14 protein-coding genes are annotated in these 18,397 nt (G+C 68.6%); 8 read left to right on the top strand and 6 right to left on the bottom strand.

Annotation, left to right across the window (positions count from 1 at the left end; translation table 11 throughout):
• The first annotated feature begins 67 nt into the window (after positions 1-67).
• Positions 68-574 carry an aggregation-promoting factor C-terminal-like domain-containing protein gene (locus HNR07_RS33780; RefSeq protein WP_312894052.1) on the top strand — a complete coding sequence of 169 codons (507 nt, stop codon included), beginning with the start codon at positions 68-70 and terminating at the stop codon, positions 572-574.
• A 54-nt stretch (positions 575-628) separates the two neighbouring features.
• Here the strand turns inward: HNR07_RS33780 and HNR07_RS33775 are convergent, their stop codons facing one another.
• From HNR07_RS33775 to HNR07_RS33760, 4 genes are all read right to left on the bottom strand, one after another.
• Positions 629-1,669, bottom strand: a complete 1,041-nt coding sequence (locus HNR07_RS33775; RefSeq protein WP_312894051.1) for an FKBP-type peptidyl-prolyl cis-trans isomerase — start codon at positions 1,667-1,669, stop codon at positions 629-631.
• A 2-nt stretch (positions 1,670-1,671) separates the two neighbouring features.
• Positions 1,672-2,151, bottom strand: coding sequence for a hypothetical protein (locus HNR07_RS33770; protein ID WP_184371012.1), 480 nt, complete (start codon positions 2,149-2,151; stop codon positions 1,672-1,674).
• 6 nt (positions 2,152-2,157) lie between these two features.
• Entirely contained in the window at positions 2,158-3,414 is a 1,257-nt protein-coding gene (locus HNR07_RS33765) for a hypothetical protein (protein WP_184371010.1), read from the bottom strand.
• 357 nt (positions 3,415-3,771) lie between these two features.
• Entirely contained in the window at positions 3,772-4,047 is a 276-nt protein-coding gene (locus tag HNR07_RS33760; RefSeq protein ID WP_184371007.1) for a hypothetical protein, read from the bottom strand.
• Between the two features lie 324 nt (positions 4,048-4,371).
• Here HNR07_RS33760 and HNR07_RS33755 point away from each other — a divergent pair, with 324 nt between their 5' ends.
• The 7 genes from HNR07_RS33755 (at position 4,372) to HNR07_RS33725 (ending at position 15,018) form a co-directional block, all read left to right on the top strand.
• Positions 4,372-5,832, top strand: coding sequence for a pentapeptide repeat-containing protein (locus HNR07_RS33755; RefSeq protein ID WP_184371004.1), 1,461 nt, complete (start codon positions 4,372-4,374; stop codon positions 5,830-5,832).
• Between the two features lie 1,392 nt (positions 5,833-7,224).
• The gene (locus tag HNR07_RS33750) at positions 7,225-9,816 is read left to right on the top strand and encodes a glycosyltransferase family 4 protein (RefSeq protein WP_184371001.1); all 2,592 of its coding nucleotides are present in this window, start codon (positions 7,225-7,227) and stop codon (positions 9,814-9,816) included.
• A gap of 227 nt (positions 9,817-10,043) precedes the next feature.
• Positions 10,044-10,421 (top strand): hypothetical protein, encoded by a 378-nt coding sequence (locus tag HNR07_RS33745; protein WP_184370999.1) that lies wholly within the window; start codon positions 10,044-10,046, stop codon positions 10,419-10,421.
• Between the two features lie 84 nt (positions 10,422-10,505).
• A complete protein-coding gene (locus HNR07_RS33740; protein ID WP_184370996.1) occupies positions 10,506-11,201 on the top strand; it encodes a DsbA family protein in 696 nt (231 codons plus the stop codon).
• Positions 11,201-11,872, top strand: a complete 672-nt coding sequence (locus tag HNR07_RS33735; RefSeq protein ID WP_184370994.1) for a vitamin K epoxide reductase family protein — start codon at positions 11,201-11,203, stop codon at positions 11,870-11,872. Before HNR07_RS33740 ends, HNR07_RS33735 begins: the two co-directional genes overlap by 1 nt.
• 297 nt (positions 11,873-12,169) lie before the next feature.
• Positions 12,170-13,249, top strand: a complete 1,080-nt coding sequence (locus HNR07_RS33730) for a pilus assembly protein TadG-related protein (RefSeq protein ID WP_246420622.1) — start codon at positions 12,170-12,172, stop codon at positions 13,247-13,249.
• A 938-nt stretch (positions 13,250-14,187) separates the two neighbouring features.
• Positions 14,188-15,018 carry a hypothetical protein gene (locus HNR07_RS33725; RefSeq protein ID WP_312894050.1) on the top strand — a complete coding sequence of 277 codons (831 nt, stop codon included), beginning with the start codon at positions 14,188-14,190 and terminating at the stop codon, positions 15,016-15,018.
• 162 nt (positions 15,019-15,180) lie between these two features.
• Here HNR07_RS33725 and HNR07_RS33720 read toward each other — a convergent pair whose 3' ends face one another.
• Positions 15,181-16,359, bottom strand: a complete 1,179-nt coding sequence (locus HNR07_RS33720) for a pectate lyase family protein (RefSeq protein WP_184370988.1) — start codon at positions 16,357-16,359, stop codon at positions 15,181-15,183.
• A 293-nt stretch (positions 16,360-16,652) separates the two neighbouring features.
• Positions 16,653-18,365 (bottom strand): ABC transporter family substrate-binding protein, encoded by a 1,713-nt coding sequence (locus HNR07_RS33715; protein WP_184370985.1) that lies wholly within the window; start codon positions 18,363-18,365, stop codon positions 16,653-16,655.
• Positions 18,366-18,397: the final 32 nt, after the last annotated feature.

Raw genomic sequence — 18,397 nt, 5'->3', positions numbered from 1 at the left:
GCGGGACAGCGCGCTGCGCGGGTTCCGTCCAGCGCGTGCAGGCGAGCAGGACCGTGGAGCGGCGTTCGTGGAGACCGCCGGGGTGATCATCCTCGCCGGGCTGATCATTGCGGCCGTGTACACCTCAGGGGTGAGCTCCACCTTCAACGAGGGCGTCCGGCAGATGGTCTGTCTGGTCAACGGCCCCGGCTGCGGTGAGCAAACGTGGGTGGACGAGGAGCGCCCGGACGAGCCCGAGGAGTTCGAGTGGGGTACGGGCAACTCCAACCTCAGCGATAACAAGAACCTCGGGATGCAGGCGGCCGCCGCGGATCCGTACAACTGGACCGACCAGGAATGGACCTGTCTGGACAGTCTGTGGAGTCAGATGTCCTCCTGGGATCCCAATCTGGTGGACCCGACAACGGGCGCACGCGGGATCGTCGGCTTCAACCCAGCCCTGCACGGCTCGATGCCCGACGGCTTCCAAGGCAGCGCCACAGCACAGATCAACTGGGGCCTGAACTACATCCAGGAGTCCTACGGCACCCCCTGCTCGGCATGGCGCTACTGGCAGAGCACCAAGACCTACTAGTCGTCCCCGGTCACCGAACCGTCCACAGAACGCCCGTCAGCCATCGATCGGGGATCAGAGCGGCGGGATAACGTCAAGGACGTCGATCACGTACACCAGCGTCTCATCAGGGCCCAGGTCCACCGCTACGTTCCCCGTCGAGCCGTAGCCCCACTCCGGCGGGACGGTCAGCATGACGCGGCTGCCCGACCGTACGCCCTCCAGCCCTTCGAGCCAGCCGAGGATCAGCGAGGACGGGTCCAGCTGGAAGTCCTTGGGAACCGCCCCGTACGCCCATGTGGAGTCGAACTCCGTCTCGTCGTCCCAGGTCTGTCCGTGAAACTGGGTGATCAGGGTGGAGCCAGCCGTGGCGGGTTCACCGTCCCCCTCGATCAGGGTGGTCGCGACCAGTTCCTCGGGCGGATCGGTGTCCGGCACGGTGACCTGAGGCTGTTCCCCCTGCGGCACACGGACATCCGGCAGTTCACCACGACCGTCGTAGATGGCGTCGCCTTCCTCCTGGTCCACTGTCAGTCCGGCCGGGTAACGGTCCACGATGTCGTAGACGAACAGGGTCGAGGCTCCGTCCTCCACGCTTTCGGAGTCCGGGACGATCGAGGACTCGTACGGCGGGAAGACCATGGCCAGGCGTGTACCGACCCCCTGGCCCTCGAAAGCTTCGGCCGCCTCGGGAGCGATCTCGGCCAGGACAGTCATGGAGAGGAGCAGGGGAGCACCGTCGTAACTGGAGTAGGCCTCGCGCACGGACCCGTCCGCGCCCCACTCGTAGAACACCTGGTGCGACGCCACCAGGTCGTGCGGGGTGACCGCGCCCTCGGTTCCGCCGGTGACGATGAGGGTTTCCACGCTGTCCGCGTCGGGGCTACCGGAGAACTCCACTGTCGGGGTCTGCCCGAACTCCCCGGAGATCTCGGGGAAGGTGGCCGTGGTTTCAGCGGGGTCCGTGTTGGCAGAGGAGGCAGTGCCCTCTGAGGAGTCTGGGTCGTCAGGGGAGCACGCGGTCAGCGCGATCAGGAGGAGGACGGCGACGCTGATGCGGGGAGAGGGAACCCGAGCGGGCTTCGAGACCAAATCACGGGCAGAGGGAGCAATCACGTCTACCATCCGACCTCTTGTGTCAAGGCCCATACCGAGACCCGCTCCCCTTCGGGGTAGCTGAACACCACACTGCGATCGACGTTCTCACCCTGCTTCACCGACGTACATCTCACAGGATCGACGAGTTCGGTTTCCCCGATGAAGTGCCGCTCGCGCTCCTCTTCCACCACGTCGCCAGCGGACAACACACGGTAATAGCCGATCTTCCCACTCTCGCAGAACGCCTTGGCTTCCTCTTCATCAGACAGAGTGAAGGTGGCGACGTACTTCCGAAGCGAACCGGAGTCACCAACGGAGAACACCTCGACCGACTCGGCGGACTCGGGGATCTCAGCACCGGAGAGCTCCTCGAAGTCACTTGGCTCAGCCGCCGCCGTGGGCTCAGCAGTAGGCTCCGGCTCCTCTTCGTTCCCGAAACAGCCCGCCAGGAGCACGGTGAGAACGGCAGTCAGGGCAAGAGTGGTTCCTCGTTGTGTCATCGGCGCTCACCTGGTCCCCGGGCCGCTTGCAAATTCTTCATCCAACTCCTCGTCCGAGGCAGAGCTCCCGCCGCGAGAGACCGGGTCAGAGGTCCCGTGCATGGTGAACTCCTGGGCCAAGCCCGCTCGTGCCAGCTCTGCCAACTCCTCGTCGTCCACCTGACCGATAAAGGGGATGTCGACTTTCAGGTTGGAGTCGTCAGCGCCATGCCAGTCGTACTGGTCTCTCATGTGGACCTGGACTTCCATGTCGTAGGTCCAGCTTCCGTCGGGCTCGCGGGTAACGACGATATCCCCGGTCTGACTGTACTGCCAGCTTCCCGAAGCGAAGTACCAGTCGTTTCCGTCTTCATCTTGGTTTCCATGGTGCTGCGCCCAGGGGGTTCTGATCGGAAACGTGAAGGGACCGTTTCCACCCTCCGCCTTCGCCTGGCGGATCGCTTCCATAATGAGGTCCGTCTGTTCCTGCTCTACATCAGAGTTGAACCTGTCGACTGATTTCAGCATGTCGTTGACATCCTGCTCCAGAGGTTCACCACTGTTCTCGAGGTAGTGAGCCATGTTCTGGGAAGCGTTACCCAGTCCGATCATATTCGCCACCCATGCTCTGCGCTTCCAGGTTTTCAGCGTCTTCTCATGCTCCTTCGTGGCTTCCTTCGACCCGTATTCATTGTGAGGCTTGGGCCCTGTCCACTCCGGCGGGTGTACATCCTCGTCGAGTGAGTCTCCCTCGACCGGGGACCCCAGACCGAGCTCATCGAAGCCTTCGTTCGGGTCGCTTCCAGCCGTTCCGTCGTCGGAAAACTCCGTCTCGTAGCCGTCGTCGTCCCCACGGCTTCCACTGTCGTCACGGACCCGCTCCATGGTCGCTGTGAAGGAATCGTGTGTGGGTGTCGCCCCGTTGCCGGACTCGGGCTGGTAGAGGAGCGGGTGCGCTTCGAAACCCTCGGTGCCGCCCAACACGAGGGGGACCCCCTCCGTGCCCCAATCGAGGTCTGTTTCGCCCGGGTTGGCCTCACCAGGCTCGGATGGATCGGTGGTGTCAGAGTCTGCGCCAGAACCAGAGCCCTGGCCGCCCTCCGGTTGGGTTGCCAGGTCGCCACCAGGCTGGTCCCCCGCACCTTCAGGAGCGCAGTCGCCCTCCGGCGTCAGAGCGCATTCGATCGCACTGGAGATTCCCTGCTGGATCTGACGGGGGATACCGAAGGCGATCACGGCCGCTGCGATCACAGCGACCACGAGTATGACAGCGGCGTATTCCACCAGGGATGCTCCGCGATCGGAGCCATGAAGACGGCGCAACATCGAGAGATCCGCTCGCAAGGGGGCTTAAGGGGGCGGATCGCAGGCTAGTAGTCAGACCCCTACCCTGAGCATCGTCGGTCGGTGGCCGAAACTGGCCATTCGCCCACACGCGGCGTTGACGTGTTGATATAGGTCGTGAGTGACACGCTACAAGCGCGTGAGGGACGTTGTTGTGCTATTGGAATGATGGGCACACTCGCCCTACCTGCGGGGCTCTTGATCTATATGGAAAATCCACCAGGCACCGACCGTGTCGCCCATCGAAAGAACAGAAGTTGACTGGCATTCCTACCTTCCGACCTCTTGTGTCACGGCCTACACCGAGACCCGCTCACCTTCGGGGAAGCTGAACACCACGCTGCGATCGACTCTTTCACCCTGCTTCACCGATGTGCACCTGCGGGGTTCGACCAGTTCCGTCTCCCCGATGAAGTGCCGCTCCTGCTGACCTTCTGGCAGTTCACCCCCGGACACGGGAAAGTTGTTTCCGATCCTCCCGCTCCTACAGAAATCCGCGGCGGCCTCTTCATCCGGCAGGCTGAAGGTGGCGACATACTTCCGAAGTGAACCGGAGCCACCGACGGAGAACACCTCGACAGACTCGGCGGACTCGGGATCTCAGCGCCGGAGAGCTCCTCGAAGTCACTCGGCTCAGCCGCCGCCGTGGGCTCAGGAGAAGGCGCGACCGCTTCCCTGCCCCCGGAACAGCCCACCAGAAGCACGGTGAAAAGCACGGTCAGGGTGAGTGCAGTGCCTTGCGAAGGAATGGGGCCCCACGTTCTCTCGGATCCGTCGGTTCTCCCCGGAGCGTTGATCAGGCACAGATTACCGACGTGCGCCGTTGCCGGACGGAAAGTGGCCGGTCCCGGTCCCGGGAAACCATCGGCCCCAGGCCTCTCGGTTAGTCTGCCCCTCATGGACCCCCCTTCCCCCGAGCCCGGCGCCAACGCCGTCACCGGCCCAGAGGCCTCCTCCAGCGCACCCGCCGGCGACCGCCCGGGCAGGTGCGTGTTCGTGCGTGCCCGGGTATCGAACGCCTTGCGCCGGCTGAAGGTCCAGGTCGAGCCGCACCTGGCCCGTTTCCGGGCCTGGCTGTCTCCGGCCCGTGGCATCTGGCTGGTGGTCCTGGCGCTGAGCGCGCCGGCCCTGTTGATCGCGGGGATTCGCCTCCTGCTGCCGGTTTTCGCCTGGGTGTCCGCACTCCCCCGGTTCGGGCTGGTGGCCTGGTCCGTGGTCGGTCTGGTCGGGACGACCGTTGCGCTCTTCCAGCTGAGGGCTCTGCGCGCCCCACGGGACGCCGATCGAGCAGCCCCGAAGAAGCCCCTGCCGCTGCCGGTCCTCATCGCACTGGTGATCGGGGCGGTGAGCGTTGCTGTCGTGCTGATCATCGCGCTGGCCTGGTGGGCCATGGGCGCCAGGGTCCCGGCCACCCCGGACGAGTTCACGGTGGGGCACCTGAACGCGATCTCCATCCGGGCCTTCGCCATCGTCGCCGGGCTCGGCGCCACCGCGCTGCTGGTCATCAACTACCGCCGCCAGCTCACTACCGAGGCCGAATCCCGGCGCGGAGAGCTCAAGCTGTTCGACGAGCGATTCACCAACGCCTACACCGAGCTCGGCAACGAGAACCAGGCCGTCCGGCTGGGGGCTGTCCACGCCCTAGCCAACCTCGCAGACGACGCTCCCAAGGACCGCGAGGACCTGGTGCAGACCGTCATCGACGTGCTGTGCGCCTACATCCGCATGCCCTACGCACCGGCCCCCGAGAAACCAGGAGAGGGCGAGTCACCGGCGTCCTGGACCCGCTACCACGAACTCAAACAGGAGTTCGAGCCCACCCGCGAGGTCCGGCACACCATCCTGCGGATCATCGGCAGCCACCTACGTGAAGAAACCCGATGGCGGGGCAAGAACTACGACTTCAGTCAGGCGGTCTTCGACGGTGGCAACTTCGCCGGGGCCCGGTTCACCGGCGGGCGAGTGAACTTCAGAGGGGCGACCTTCGCCGGCGGGCACGTCAACTTGATCGAAACCCGGTTCACCGACGCACACGTGAGCTTTATCGACACGCGCTTCACCGGTGGAGTCGTCTACTTCAGCGAAGCCCGGTTCCACGGTGGGCAGGTGGAGTTCAGAAGAACCGAGTTCGACGGTGCGAACGTGCATTTCTTCGGAGCGGACTTCGCCAGTGGAGTCGTGAGCTTCCCCGGGACGCGGTTCACCGGTGGACTGGTGGACTTCGGCGACACCACCGATAACCCCGCCAGAGGAGTGGTTCCGGTAGGGCTGACGGAGGCGGTCTCACGCGGCACCCCGGGAGTCGTCCACCTCCCACCGGAGTGGGAAGACGGCCGGGGAGACCCGCTGAGGTTCTGAAGGCCCGTCCCTGTCGGGCCTCCGGGACCTCGTGCCCCCTCCGGGTGCCCGTGGCAGCTACCTCTCCAGAGACGTGCTCCGACCGCCGAAAACCCCTCACCCTCTGCGACCTGGGCTTCCCTCAGGGTGGCCAGATTCGGCCATGGGAACTCCGTCTCAACCCACGATTTTTTCCAGAAACTCCGGCAGAGTGTCCATCACGACCAACGTCGCGTTGCTCCCCGCGAGACGTTTTCGGTGGGACAACCACCGCTAGTTGTTCAACAGAAACAAGATTCCACTTGTTGGGAGTACAGAACCCGCCAGCGGGCCGAAGTACGAGTCCTCCACCTCGTCAGGAACACGTTTTGGAACCTCTACGCACCAACGCACCGCGGGCGGCCCGGGCCGCCGCGCAGGCTCTGACACACGACGAACCGTACGACCACAAGCCGTATGACCACAAGCCAGGAGACGGCAGCGAACCGGGGGGCGGGCCCCGTTTCGGTAGGTCGGGTGGGAGGTGCTCGGGCCTGGAGGGTCTCCGAGCACCCGCCTTCCACCTGACTGCGTCGTCTCCCTCCACCGCTCCCCCGTCCTCGCTCCCGGCTCCACTTGCCGAGGGACGGGGGAGCGGGCCCCTCCACTCCGGGGGCCCTGTCCCCATGGACAACGAGACCGAACACCCCGTTTCCGGGGCCGCCGTCGTGCGGGTGCGTGGCACAGCGCCGGAGGCGGGTGCGGGCACCTGTTCTGGGCTGGTGGCCCGACTGGGAAGCGAGGGGTGGAGACCATGGGCCGGAAGCAGGTGGGCCCCTGGGCCCGGGAACGGACGGGACCCGTGGTTCGAAAAGCGCTGATCGCACCCACCATGACCTGAGGGCGGCCCCGAGCCCGGAACCCTGGGCTCAGGTCGGTGCACGCGGTCTGACCGTCCTACCGCGTGTGGCCGGGCCGCCCTCCTCCCAAGTCCTCCTCCGAACTCTCCCGGTCAGCTCAGACCGGACTCCCCGAGAGTTCGGGGGAGGACGCTCTCCGTCCGCGGACCGACGACGTTCCCTGCCCGCCGGCTGACTCCGCCCCGCAGGCCCCACACGGGCCCCGCGGGCCCAGGCGCCCTCCCCTCGGCCAGGGCAGCGCCTCCGTCGTCCTGCTTCCCGCCCTTTTCCCGCCCCGGCTTCGCGTTTTCTTGAACTCGCCGCAAAACACCAACAGGGCGCGGCAAACCTTTGGACACTCCCGGACAGATTCGGATCTTTGGCCGCATATCGCCCATAACCTGATCGCTCAATCCCCACACCGCCTCCGCTCGGGGATCGGCTCGGTGTGGGGCGACAGGGGCCGGCACCGCCCTGTGCCCCGTGCCCCGTGCACTCGGGCACGGGGCGGCGTCGAGGACATGGGGGCACATCAGTGAAGATCGCCTATCTGATCAACGACATGTACGGCATCGGCGGAACCGTGCGCACCGTCGCCAACCAGGCGGCGGCGCTGTCCGCCCGGCACGAGGTGGAGATCGTCTCGGTGTTCCGGCACCGCGCCGAACCCGTCCTTCCCGTTCCCGCACAGGTCAGCCTGCGGCCGCTGGTCGACATCCGTCAGCAGGGCGAACAGGCGACCGGGGTCGACGGGCGACCACTGTACGAAGGGTCGGAACGGGCCGGGCTTCCGCCGCTGCTCTTCCCCGTCGAGGACGGCCGCAGCAGCACCCACAGCCGCCTCACCGACGACCGCCTGGAGGAGTACCTCGCCACCACCGACGCCGACGTGGTGGTGGGCACCCGCCCGGGGCTCAACGTGGTGATCGCCCGTGCCGCGCCCCGCCGGGTCGTCAAGGTCGGCCAGGAGCACCTCACCTACGAACAGCACTCCAGGGAACTGCGGCAGGTCATGGCCGCCGAGTACCCGAACCTCGACGCCTTCGTCACCGTCACCGAGGCCGACGCGCGCACCTACGCGGAGCGGATGCCGATGCCGGGGGTCAGGTTGCTGTCCATCCCCAACTCGGTGCCCGCGCCGCCCTTCACCGTGAACGGCCAGAACTCGCGCACGATCGTTTCGGCCGGTCGCCTTGCCCCCAGCAAACGGCACGACCTGCTGGTGCAGGCGTTCTCCATGGTCAGCGACGAGTTCCCGGACTGGACGCTGCGGATCTACGGTCGGGGCAGCCGTCGCGGGGCGCTAGGCAGGCTGGTGGGTTCACTGGGGCTCCAGGACAGGGTGTGGCTGATGGGGCCGCACCCGAGGGTCGAGGAGGCATGGGCGCAGGGGGCATTCGCGGCGGTGACGTCCAGCGAGGAACCGTTCGGGATGACCATCGTGGAGGCCATGCGGTCCGGGCTGCCGGTGGTGAGCACCGACTGCCCGCACGGGCCCGCGTCGATCATCCGGGACCGGGAGGACGGGCTGCTGGTCCCGAACAAGTCCGCACCAGGGATCGCCGAGGGCTTGGCCCAGCTGATGGGCGACGACCAGCTGCGGCGCCGGATGTCGGCGGCGGCGCTCACCGACTCCGAACGCTTCGATCCGGCCAACGTGGTGCGCATGCACGAGGAGCTGTTCGCGGAGCTCGCGGGGGCGGGGGCGCCGTCACCGCCCACACCGCACCTGCCCGCTCCGCGCCCCGAACCACCCGCCTCCTGCCGGGTGGAGGCGGGCCCGGACGGGGCGGCGGTGCTGTGGTTCGGACTGGTGGAAGGGGTCGCCGGGTCGGACGCCGGGCGGATCCCGGAACGGGTGGTGCTGGCCAAGTCGGGGAGAAGGATCGAGCTGCTCCCGGAGGCCGACGGGCGTGTGGTGGTGGATGCCTCCCGCAGGGCCACCGAGGTCGGGGGCGGGGCCGAGGCGGTCGGGTCGGGCGTGCACGATCAGGCCGTGAACGGACCTGGAGCGGGCGGGTCCGGCCCGGGCGGGTCCACCACCGTGGCCGCTCCGCTGAAAGGACTGGTCACCGGCGAGTGGCAGGTCTTTCGGGTGGACGGGGGCGTGGAGGCCCCGGTCCGGGACGTGGAGATCCACCAGCACGGGTTCCCGATGCCGGCCGCAGACACCGAAGAGCTCTCCCTGGTGGTGCCCGCGCGTTCCACGAAGGGCCGTCTGGTGCTGCACGTGCGGCGCTCGGCGCACCACGCGGAGATCGAGCACGTGGAGATCGCGGACGGTCTGATCACCGTGCAGGGCCGAGTGCTCGGACGGCAGCGCCCCGATGCCCGTGCCCGGCTGGTGGTGCGGCTGCGCACCGCTGCGCAGACTCGCCGGGAGTTCCCGTCGGCGGTCACGGCCAGCGGTGAGTTCACCGCGGTCATCGACCCCGAAGTGGTGGTGCGCGGGCGGGAGGGCGACTCCGAGAAGTGGCAGATGCTCCTCATCCTCTCCGACGGCACCGAGTGCACGGTGGGCAGGCACCTGTCGGGGGTGGTCGGTTACAAGCGGATCATCGAGTACGCGTCCCAGCAGGTGCGGCCCGTCCGGGGCATCGGCTGCAAGGTGCGCCCGTACTACACGGTCAACGACCGGTTGGGGCTGCTGACCGCACCGCTGGCCCCGACTATGCCGGTGGATCGGGTCCGGGTGCGGCCGGTGGGGCGCCGCGGTGACCGGCTGCTCTTCGAGGTGGCCCTGGGCAGCCCGGCCCCGGAGGGCACGGCCTTCGCGTTGGAGGTCGTTCGGGGCACCAACGCGGGGCAGCGGTATCCGCTGGAGGCGCTGCCACACCGCCCCGGCCGCGAGGAGGGGCGGCTGGTGGGAACTCTGCCGCTGCTCGCGCACAACGACTACCGCGGGGTGTCCGTGCTGAGGGCGTCCTGGCAGCTCAGGCTGAAGGCTGGCCCGGCCGGTGCGCTGGCGAAGGTGGGTGCGAAGGCCGTCCCGGACCAGACGGCGCGCCGCTGGAGTCACGGAGCGTACGTACGTTCCGTGACCGTGGCGCCCACGGGTTCGGGCGACATGAAGGTGACCGTGGCCGACGTGCACGTGGCGGAGGCGCTCAACCGCCGCCTCCGCTGAAGGACCCCGGTGAAGAGTGCCGAGGAGCGGGCGGGGTGGGCCACCCACCCCGCTTCGTTGTGCCCCTGGACCACGCGCGCCGCCGCGTACCCCACTGTTCGGGCAGGTGGCGGGGCCAGGGCGGTCGCGGCGTTCCCGCGCTGTGCCCGCACCCGTGTTCGCGTGGGGCGGGGCGGCTGGCTTACCCCGGACCTGAGAGCTGTTCGGGCGGCGCTACAGTTCCCCTGATGGACGGGTACAGCAGCAGACAGCGGTGGGGCACCCTGGTAGTGCCGTTGATCGCTGTTGTCGTGCTGTGTTTCCTCTGCGCCCTGTGTTATCCCGGGGCCGCCTCCGCGGGTGACGGGTTCGGGGGCGCGGGGGTCGCCGTGGAGCGGGCGGTGGCTCCGGACTCCCCGGATGAGCCTGGTTTTCCGCACACCTGTCCCACTCCGGACGAGCAGGGGCTCCTGACCGCGCAGCCGATGCTCGCGTTCGGGTCCGTCCTGGTTCTCTGTGTCCCCTTGGTGCCCCGAGCCGGTCCTTCCTCGCGGCGATCGCGCCGGGACCCCGCTTCGCCGCACGGGTACCGGCTGCTCACCCTTCTCTGCGTCCAGCGGGTCTAGAAGCACCGACGAACCCCACTCCCCCGCGGCCGTGGGGCTCACACGCGTGCCCGTTTCCGAAGAACCCGGACCCCTGGGATTTCCATGAGCAAGAACCTGATCATCACCCTCTGCCTTCTCCTCGTCGCCGCCCTCGGGATCGGCCTGCTCGTCTACCTCGACCGCGACGACGACACCGCGGTCGCGGAAGGCTCCGCCAGACCGACCGCGCCCGGGGCCTCGCCCGAGGACCAGCCCACCGCCCCCGCCGACGTGCTCGTCCGGGAGAACAGCCGCTACCTCGACCAGGTGGAGGACGCCCGGGTGACCGTGGTGGAGTTCCTCGACTTCGAGTGCGAGGCCTGCCGCGCCCAGTACCCCGTGATGGAGCGGATCCGCGAGGACTACGACGGCCGGATCAACATGGTCATCCGTTACTTCCCGCTCCCCGGGCACCACAACTCCGGCCCCTCCGCCGCCGCGGTCGAGGCCGCCGCGCAGCAGGACGCCCTGGACGAGATGTACCAGCGGATGTTCGAGACCCAGGCCTCATGGGGCGAGTCCCGGGAGGACCAGAGCGAGGTGTTCGTGGGCTTCGCCGAGGACCTCGGCCTGGACATGGACGAGTTCGTCGAGACCATGGAGGCCGCCGAGACCCAGCAGCGGGTCCAGGCCGACTTCGACGACGGCGTCGCGCTGGGCGTGCAGGGCACCCCGACCATCTACGTCAACGGCCGCCTCGCACCGAGCATGCCGAGCCACGAGGTCCTGTCCGCGATGATCGACGCGGAGCTGGAGTGATGAGCGCCCGGTCCGGCGAGCGGGAAGTGCCCGCGTCCCCGTACCCCCGCCCTGGCGCCGACGTGCCGGTCCTCAGCCGGGCCCTGCCGTGGGTGCTGGTGGTGGGCGGGCTGGTCGGCCTGGTCGCGGCCGCCGCGCTGCTGGTGGAGAAGGTCCGGGTCCTGGCCGACCCGGAGCACGTGCCCGCGTGCAGTTTCAACCCGGTGCTGTCCTGCGGAACGGTGATGGCGACCCCGCAGGCCGAGGTGTTCGGGATCCCGAACCCGATCATCGGGGTGGCCTGCTTCGCCGTGGTCACGACCGTGGGAACGGCCCTGCTCGCCCGGACGGGAACGGGCACGGACCTCGGGTTCCGGCGCTGGTTCTGGCTGGGCCTCCAGACGGGCTGTGTGTTCGGGGTGGTGTTCGTGCACTGGCTGATCTTCCAGAGCCTGTACCGGATCAACGCCCTGTGCCCGTACTGCGTGGTGGTGTGGGCGGTGACGATCCCGCTCTTCTGGTACGTCACGCTGCACAACCTCCGCAGCGGGCACCTGCCGGTCCCGGCCGCCGTTCGCCGACCGGCGGGTGTGCTGGCCCGCAACCACACGGTGGTGCTCACCGTGTGGGGGCTGGTCATCGTGGGCGCGGTCGGGCAGGCCTTCTGGACCTACTGGACGACCCTGCTGTAGAGAGGGCCGTGACTTCGGGGCGGGCTACCGGTTCTCCGGTGGTTCGTCCCGATGGTGGGACCGAGGGGACCGGTGACCGACTCCGGTCAGGCTCACGGCGGGTGGCCAGGGTCTCACCTGGGCGAACGGTGACCGGTGATCCACAGAGCGCGAACCCCGTCTGTACCCGGGGTACCCGCGCGGGTTAAGCTGCGCCGGGGAGAGGTCCGTGTGACGTGCCCCCCGTTCGTCCCGGCCCCGTTTTCTCCTCGAACCGACCGTTTCCCCGCCCCCGCGGGGATGGACCCCCGGACCATCATGCGACGAACCTCCCCCACCTCGGCACGCAGACACCGACTCCAGGGACGCCGTGACGACGGACAGGCCAACGTCCTCCTCCTGTTCGGGCTGACCCTGAGCCTGCTCGCGCTCACCTTGCTGTTCGTTCGCGTGGGCAGTGCCAACGACATGCGTTCTCAGGCGCAGACGGCCGCGGACGCCGCCGCGCTGGCCGCTGTGGCGGGTCTTCGGGACAAGGCGGCCGAGCAGCTCGCCAACGACGTCTACCCCATGCCCCGGTACGACGAGGAGGTCGCCAAGGGCCGCGCCGAGACGTACGCGAAGAACAACGGCGCCGTGCTCACCGACATCCGGGCCAGCGACAACAGCATGGGCCGTTTCGGCAACATCGTGCGGGTGGAGATCCGCGGAGCGGCCTGCCAGAAGGAGCTGGCCGAGGACGGCTCCCGGCACTGGAACGACGTGGTGTGCGACGGCGAGGAGGACGACGCCTCGTCCTTCGAGGGCACCGCCGCGGCGATCGCGATCATCGAGCTGTCCGTCGACTGCGGCCGCAACGACGACGGGCTCTACTGCGACGGCCAGGCCATCAACGACGGGGACCAGGCCGCGGGCTACTTCGACGTGCACCTCATCGATCAGGAGGGGCAGTACAAGTACGACCCGAACTCGGTCTTCGGCGGCGGGGCGATCGTGGACTGCGGCGCCCTCGACGGCCTGCACCCGCAGATGTGCGCCACGCACGAGGTACTCAACCAGGAGTTCCCCGGGTTCTACCTCAGCGCCGGCGGCTATCGGCCGGGGTTGGAGAGTGACCACGGGTGGGGACAGGCCGTGGACTACATGATGGCCGAACTGGGCGGGATCCCGACGCCCCAGATGCACGCGACCGCCATCGAGGTGATCGACTTCCTCATCCAGAACCACGCGGAACTCAACGTCAAGGGGATCATCTACGACTACCACATCTGGAATCCGCGACGGGAGTCGGTGGGGCCGTGGATGCAGGTCCGACGGGAAGCGACGTACCACGGCAACCTGACCCTGGACCACGTGGACCACATCCACCTCTCGGTCGGCCCCCCGCCCTTCCGCTAGACACGGCCTGATCGGGTCGGGGCGCGGAGTTGCCCACAGGTGGGAGATCGGGGCTTGTCCGGGGCGGACGGGCGACCGAACCTGGAGACATGCCGCGAGATCACACCTCTCCCACCGGTTGCTCCCCTCCGCTCCCGTTCCCCCGCCCCGCCCACGCCCCAGGGCGCATCAGGCCGAGCCGCCGACCGGCCCGAGTTCTCCGCTCGCCGTCCTGCCGCCCGACCACGACCTCCTGCTCCGAGCGCGCCATCCCGTTCTCACACACCTGTCCGCTGACGCCGTCGCCTTCGGTCGGGCCGCCGCCTACGTGTGGGGGTGCGGACACGCGCCCCGGGGTACCGCGGTCACCCGCGACCGACTGCACGTGGCCCTGTGGCCGGGGGGTCGAGGGGGCAGCCCGGGCCGGGGGCGTTCCGCACCGCGAGCGGGCGACCGCCGCCGAGCGCAGCCTGCTCCGGGGTGCGCGGGGTGACGACCATCGCGAGGACCGCCCTCCTCGCCCACCCCCCGGCGCAGGCAGTGGCAGCTCGATCAGGCGTCCGGCGGGCCATCCGGCGCTTCGAACGGAACCAGCCACGGCTGGTTGAGGGGTTCGGGTTCGACCGCAACCGGCCATGATCCGGCCTCGGAGGGTGATCGCGTGCTGGGCCGACGATCACCTCACCCCCTGGTGCCGGTCCGTGCCCGGGGTTCCGGTCCGGGCCCCGGGCCTCCGCTACCCGCGTGGACACCAGCGATCCGGGCTGGAGCCGCTAGGCCCGGGTGACAGCTCTGCGGCCCGGCCCCGAACCCGTACGCTCCGGTGACGCGGCCCGGTTCGTCACTGTCGGCGGAGATTATGTTCGCCCGACACCCGAACAGAGCGGTGAGTCACCGCGTCGTACTCCGCGTAAGCGGTACCCCCCCGAACACCGAACTGCAGAATCGAGGCGCTGCCAGTGCCGACGTCGTTGCCGTCCACCGGTGAGGAGTCGAAGACCGAAGGGCCCGGCCGGTCCCATTGGCTGCTGAGCCTGCTGCTGACCCTGGTCGGTCTGGCCGTGGTCGCCAGCGGCTGGGGCATGGCCAAAATGACGCTGGGCGGCGGCCAACCGGACCCGGCGATGGGGGACTCCCCATCCGAGACACGCCCCCCGCTGGTCCGCGCCGGGGACGCCGACCCCACCGCCCCGGAGGAGTTCCTGGAGCTGGCCGCCCAGGAGCTGCGGTCCGCACCCTCGTTCCACATCAGTTACACGCAGAGTGTCGAAGGCCGCGGGACCGCGCACGGCTGGGCCCGGCACGAGCCCGATTCCGACACCGCCTTCGAGCACTACTTCAAGACCCACTCCGGGGTCCGGGTCTACCGGTACGACCTGCCGGGCACCGGGTTCATCATGTCGGCGGAGAAGGGGCTTCCCGGGATGACGGTGCTGGACTCACCCTCGGAGGCCGACCGGCGCCTGTGCTCGGTGGAGTTCGTCCTGGGCCCCCTGGACGAGCTGACGGGCTCGGCCACCGACCTGGAGATGACCGGCACGGAGGAGATCGAACTGCCCGAGGGTTCCCGGGGCGTCCAGGCCAGCACCCACACCGCCCACCGGTACACGGGAACCTTCCGGACCCTGGCCGGGGACTACCAGCCGGATACCGGCCGCAACACCCTGACCCGGATCGCCGAGGCCGAGTTCGAACTCTGGGTGGACGAGGACGGGCACCCCCGAAGACTCAGCTACACCTCTCCGGAGGGCTTCGGTGAGACCTACGACTACCACCCGCTGACCACCTGATCCGCCGACCGGAATCCGGTTCCCGCCGGCGAACCCGCTCTCCTGCCGGCTGAGGCCACCGGATGAAGGCCCCGCGGTCCCGGGCAGACCGCTCCCACCCGAGCCCCGGGATCAGCACGACTGCCGGTACCGGTGGGAGCCGACCGGTTCCCACCGGCGTGGTCAGTCGGTGCCGGCTCGGTTCATGACCACTTCGGGGACGTTGACGGTGTCGTCGAGCTCGTAGGCGTAGGGCGGGTCGGGCACGTTGCCGCGCAGCTGGGGCTGCTTGGAGTCGACCAGCAGGTTGTCCCGGGTGACCACGTTGCCCGGTTCGTCGGTCTCGGTGGACACCGACACCGGGGTGCCCTCGAAGTAGTTGCCCTCGACCAGCACGTTCGATCCGTAGGCGGACTCGACCCCGTACTCGGGGTTGTCCCGGAAGTAGTTGTTGAACACGTGGACGTGCTCGGCGTTGCGGGCACGCGGGTGTCGGCCGGAGGTGCCGTCGAAGAAGTTGTGGTGCACGGTCACGCGCAGCGCGCCGGGCTGGTCGTCGCGGCCGCCGATGACGACCGCGGACTCGGCCTCGGTGAAGTGGTTCCAGGAGAGGGTGACGTGGTCGGACCCTTCGGTGACGGAGATCAGGGCGCTGTCCTCGCCCCCGGAGAAGGTGGAGCCGTCCACCCACACGTGGTGGGCTCCGCCGCGGACCGCGATCGCGGGGCCCTCGGAGACCATGCCCAGGTTGGCGAGGATGACGTTGCTGGAACCGTCCACGATCAGGCCGCCGCCGGTGAGTTCGGCTCCCTCGCCCACGCCGAGCAGGGTCTTGTCCGAGGCGACCCGGACGGTGCCGTCGAGGTCGATGTCGCCCTCGACCTCGACCACCAGGGGTTCGGCCGCGGACAGGTGCTCGGCGAGTTCGTCGGCGTCGGTGGCGGTGACCGTCTCGCCCCCGGCTCCACCGGTCACCCCGGGGTGCTCGGTGGGGCCGACCGGCTCGTCCTCAAGGGGCGGCTCGTCCCCGGGGTCCGCCGGGTCCGCCGAGGACTCCGCGGAGTCGCCGTCCTCGTCAGCACCGTCCTCGGCCGTGGTGTCCTCGTCGGCCGGGTCCTGGGTGGGGGCCGCGACCGCCTTGGGCTGGTCGGCCCAGCCGACGGGGGTACCGAAGGACCATTCCGCCTCCGGCGGTTCCGGGGGCGGGCTGGCGTCGTCCGCCTCCCCGGCGCCTGGGTCCACCGCCGCCCCTACGGGGGGATCGAAGGCCTCGTCGGAGTCCTCCTCCTGGCGGGAGCAGGAGGTGAGGGCCGCACACAACAGGACCGCCAGGCACGCGGCGGCGAGAGGGTGGAGTCGCATCTGGAACTTTCCAACGAGCGGGGCGGGGGGAGTGTCGGACTCCGACGATTCTGTCAGGCAGCGGGGTGCCCCGGCACTCCGACCGTCTGTTTCGCCGCCGAATCCCGGGGACGGCGAAGGGCGCCGGCCCCTGGTGAAGGGGGCCGACGCCCTCAGTGTCACATTTCAGAACATCTGGCGAACGCTCACCGCGTCGGCCGGTTCCGCGCGGCGCCCGGTGCGGACACCGCGCGGAACCGGTGGAGAGACTCCGCGGAGAAACTCAGCGGAGAGGCATCATCCGAAGACGATGACTAGTCCTCCTTGGCCCAACCGATGTCCTCGTACACGTAGTCGGCGGCCAGGCCGTACTCACCCCAGTTGTGCAGGTTGTCCTTGAGGACGTAGAAACCGGGACGCTCGAACAGCGGGATGGTGACGACCTCCTCCCAGAGGAGGGCGTCGATCTCGTTGGCGATCTCGGCGTAGCGGTCCGGGTCGGTCTCGACCGCGAGGTCGTCGAAGAGGTCCGAGATCTCCTGGGTGGAGTGCTTGCTGTTGTTGGCACCCCAGTCCTCGCCGTCCTCGTCCAGCGGCATGCCGTAGTTGCCCTTGGTGCTGGAGGAGTAGGGGCTGGTGCCGACGAGGACGTAGGTCACCATCTCGTAGTTGCCGGGGGTGACGTACTCCGAGAACAGGGCGTTGGCGGGCACCTGCTGGACGTCGACCTCGATGTTGACCTCGGCCAGCATCTGCTGGGCCATCTCGGCCTCGTCGACCGCCAGGTCCATGCCCTCGGAGGCGACGTAGGCGAGGGTCAGGGTCTCGCCGTCCTCGTTGGTACGGAACTCGTCACCGTCCTCGAGGGTCCAGCCGGCCTCGTCGAGGAGCTCGGCGGCGCGCTCCAGGTCGCGGTCGCCCAGGTCGCCGCTGTTGTCCTGGTAGCCGTGCTGGCTGGAGCGAAGGAGGCGGTTGACCTCACCGGTGATGGGCCAGTCCACGGCTCCCAGGGCCACATTGGCCAGGGTGTCGCGGTCCATGGACAGCGCGATGGCCTGGCGGACGCGCTTGTCCTCCAGGCGCGGGCTGGAGCCGTTCAGCGCGGTGAAGCGGTGACCGTGGTTGACGGCGCGCGTGAAGTAGGTGTCGTCCATGTCCTTGACGCGCTCGTAGCCCGCGGCGTCGTAGCCGAGGTAGAAGCCGTCGACCTCGCCGTTGGCGAAGGCACCGGCCTGGGCGCTGGTGTCCAGCGCCGAGAAGATGATGCGGTCGAGCTTGGCCTCCTCTCCCCACCAGTCCTCGTTCTTGTGGACGGTGATGCGGGAGGCGACGTCGTCGAACTCCACGTCGCCGAAGGGGCCGGCGGTGACCGGGATGTCCTTGTCGTAGCCCTCGGCGAAGAGCTCCTCGTCCTCCATGTACTCCTTGGGGTACACGGGGGAGAACAGGGTCGGCCACTCGCCGAACGGCTCGTTCATCTTCAGGGTGAAGGAGTACTCGTCGTCGCCCTGGACGACCTCGTCGATCCACTCGTAACCGACGGTGGACAGGATCTCGAAGTCGCCGTCGCGCTCGCCCTTGCGGGTGATGACGGTGGCCTCGTAGTCCTCCCAGGTGATGGGGTTGCCATCGGACCAGACGGCGTCGGGGTTGAGGGTGTAGTCGACCTCGAGGCCGTCCTCGCTCACCCCGTACTCGAGGACGTAGTTCTCGTTCGGGGCGAAGCCGCCCTCGGCGTCGTAGCGGCTGGCCGAGGGCATGACGGCGGCGATGACGCGGCGGACGTCGCCCTTGTTGCCGTTGACGTGGTGCATGTTGTGCTGCTGCTCGTACTCGCTCAGGGCCCAGACGAAGTCACCCCCGTCCTGGAGGTCGTCGCGGTCCGCCGGGTTGAGGTCCTCACCGGGCAGGGACGCCTGCTCCTCGCGGGCGTCGTCCTGGTTGGAATCATCGCCGGTCGCGCAGGCGCTGGCCAGCAGCACCATGGCGGCGACGGGCGCGAGGTAACGCGCTTTCCCGATACGCAAGGGGATCTTCCTCCTAGGGGTGGTCCGGTCGG

The sequence above is a fragment of the Nocardiopsis metallicus genome (assembly GCF_014201115.1).
In the GTDB taxonomy this organism is placed as follows: domain Bacteria; phylum Actinomycetota; class Actinomycetes; order Streptosporangiales; family Streptosporangiaceae; genus Nocardiopsis; species Nocardiopsis metallicus.
The sequence above is the reverse complement of the archived record's forward strand: the minus strand, read 5'-3'. Positions and strand labels throughout refer to the sequence as shown.

Excerpts from the sequence above, each read along its gene's own strand:
- HNR07_RS33770 (WP_184371012.1), bottom strand. The coding sequence starts at position 2,151 with ATGACACAACGAGGAACCACTCTTGCCCTGACTGCCGTTCTCACCGTG.
- HNR07_RS33755 (WP_184371004.1), top strand. The coding sequence starts at position 4,372 with ATGGACCCCCCTTCCCCCGAGCCCGGCGCCAACGCCGTCACCGGCCCA.
- HNR07_RS33745 (WP_184370999.1), top strand. The coding sequence starts at position 10,044 with ATGGACGGGTACAGCAGCAGACAGCGGTGGGGCACCCTGGTAGTGCCG.
- HNR07_RS33740 (WP_184370996.1), top strand. The coding sequence starts at position 10,506 with ATGAGCAAGAACCTGATCATCACCCTCTGCCTTCTCCTCGTCGCCGCC.
- HNR07_RS33735 (WP_184370994.1), top strand. The coding sequence starts at position 11,201 with ATGAGCGCCCGGTCCGGCGAGCGGGAAGTGCCCGCGTCCCCGTACCCC.
- HNR07_RS33730 (WP_246420622.1), top strand. The coding sequence starts at position 12,170 with ATGCGACGAACCTCCCCCACCTCGGCACGCAGACACCGACTCCAGGGA.
- HNR07_RS33720 (WP_184370988.1), bottom strand. The coding sequence starts at position 16,359 with ATGCGACTCCACCCTCTCGCCGCCGCGTGCCTGGCGGTCCTGTTGTGT.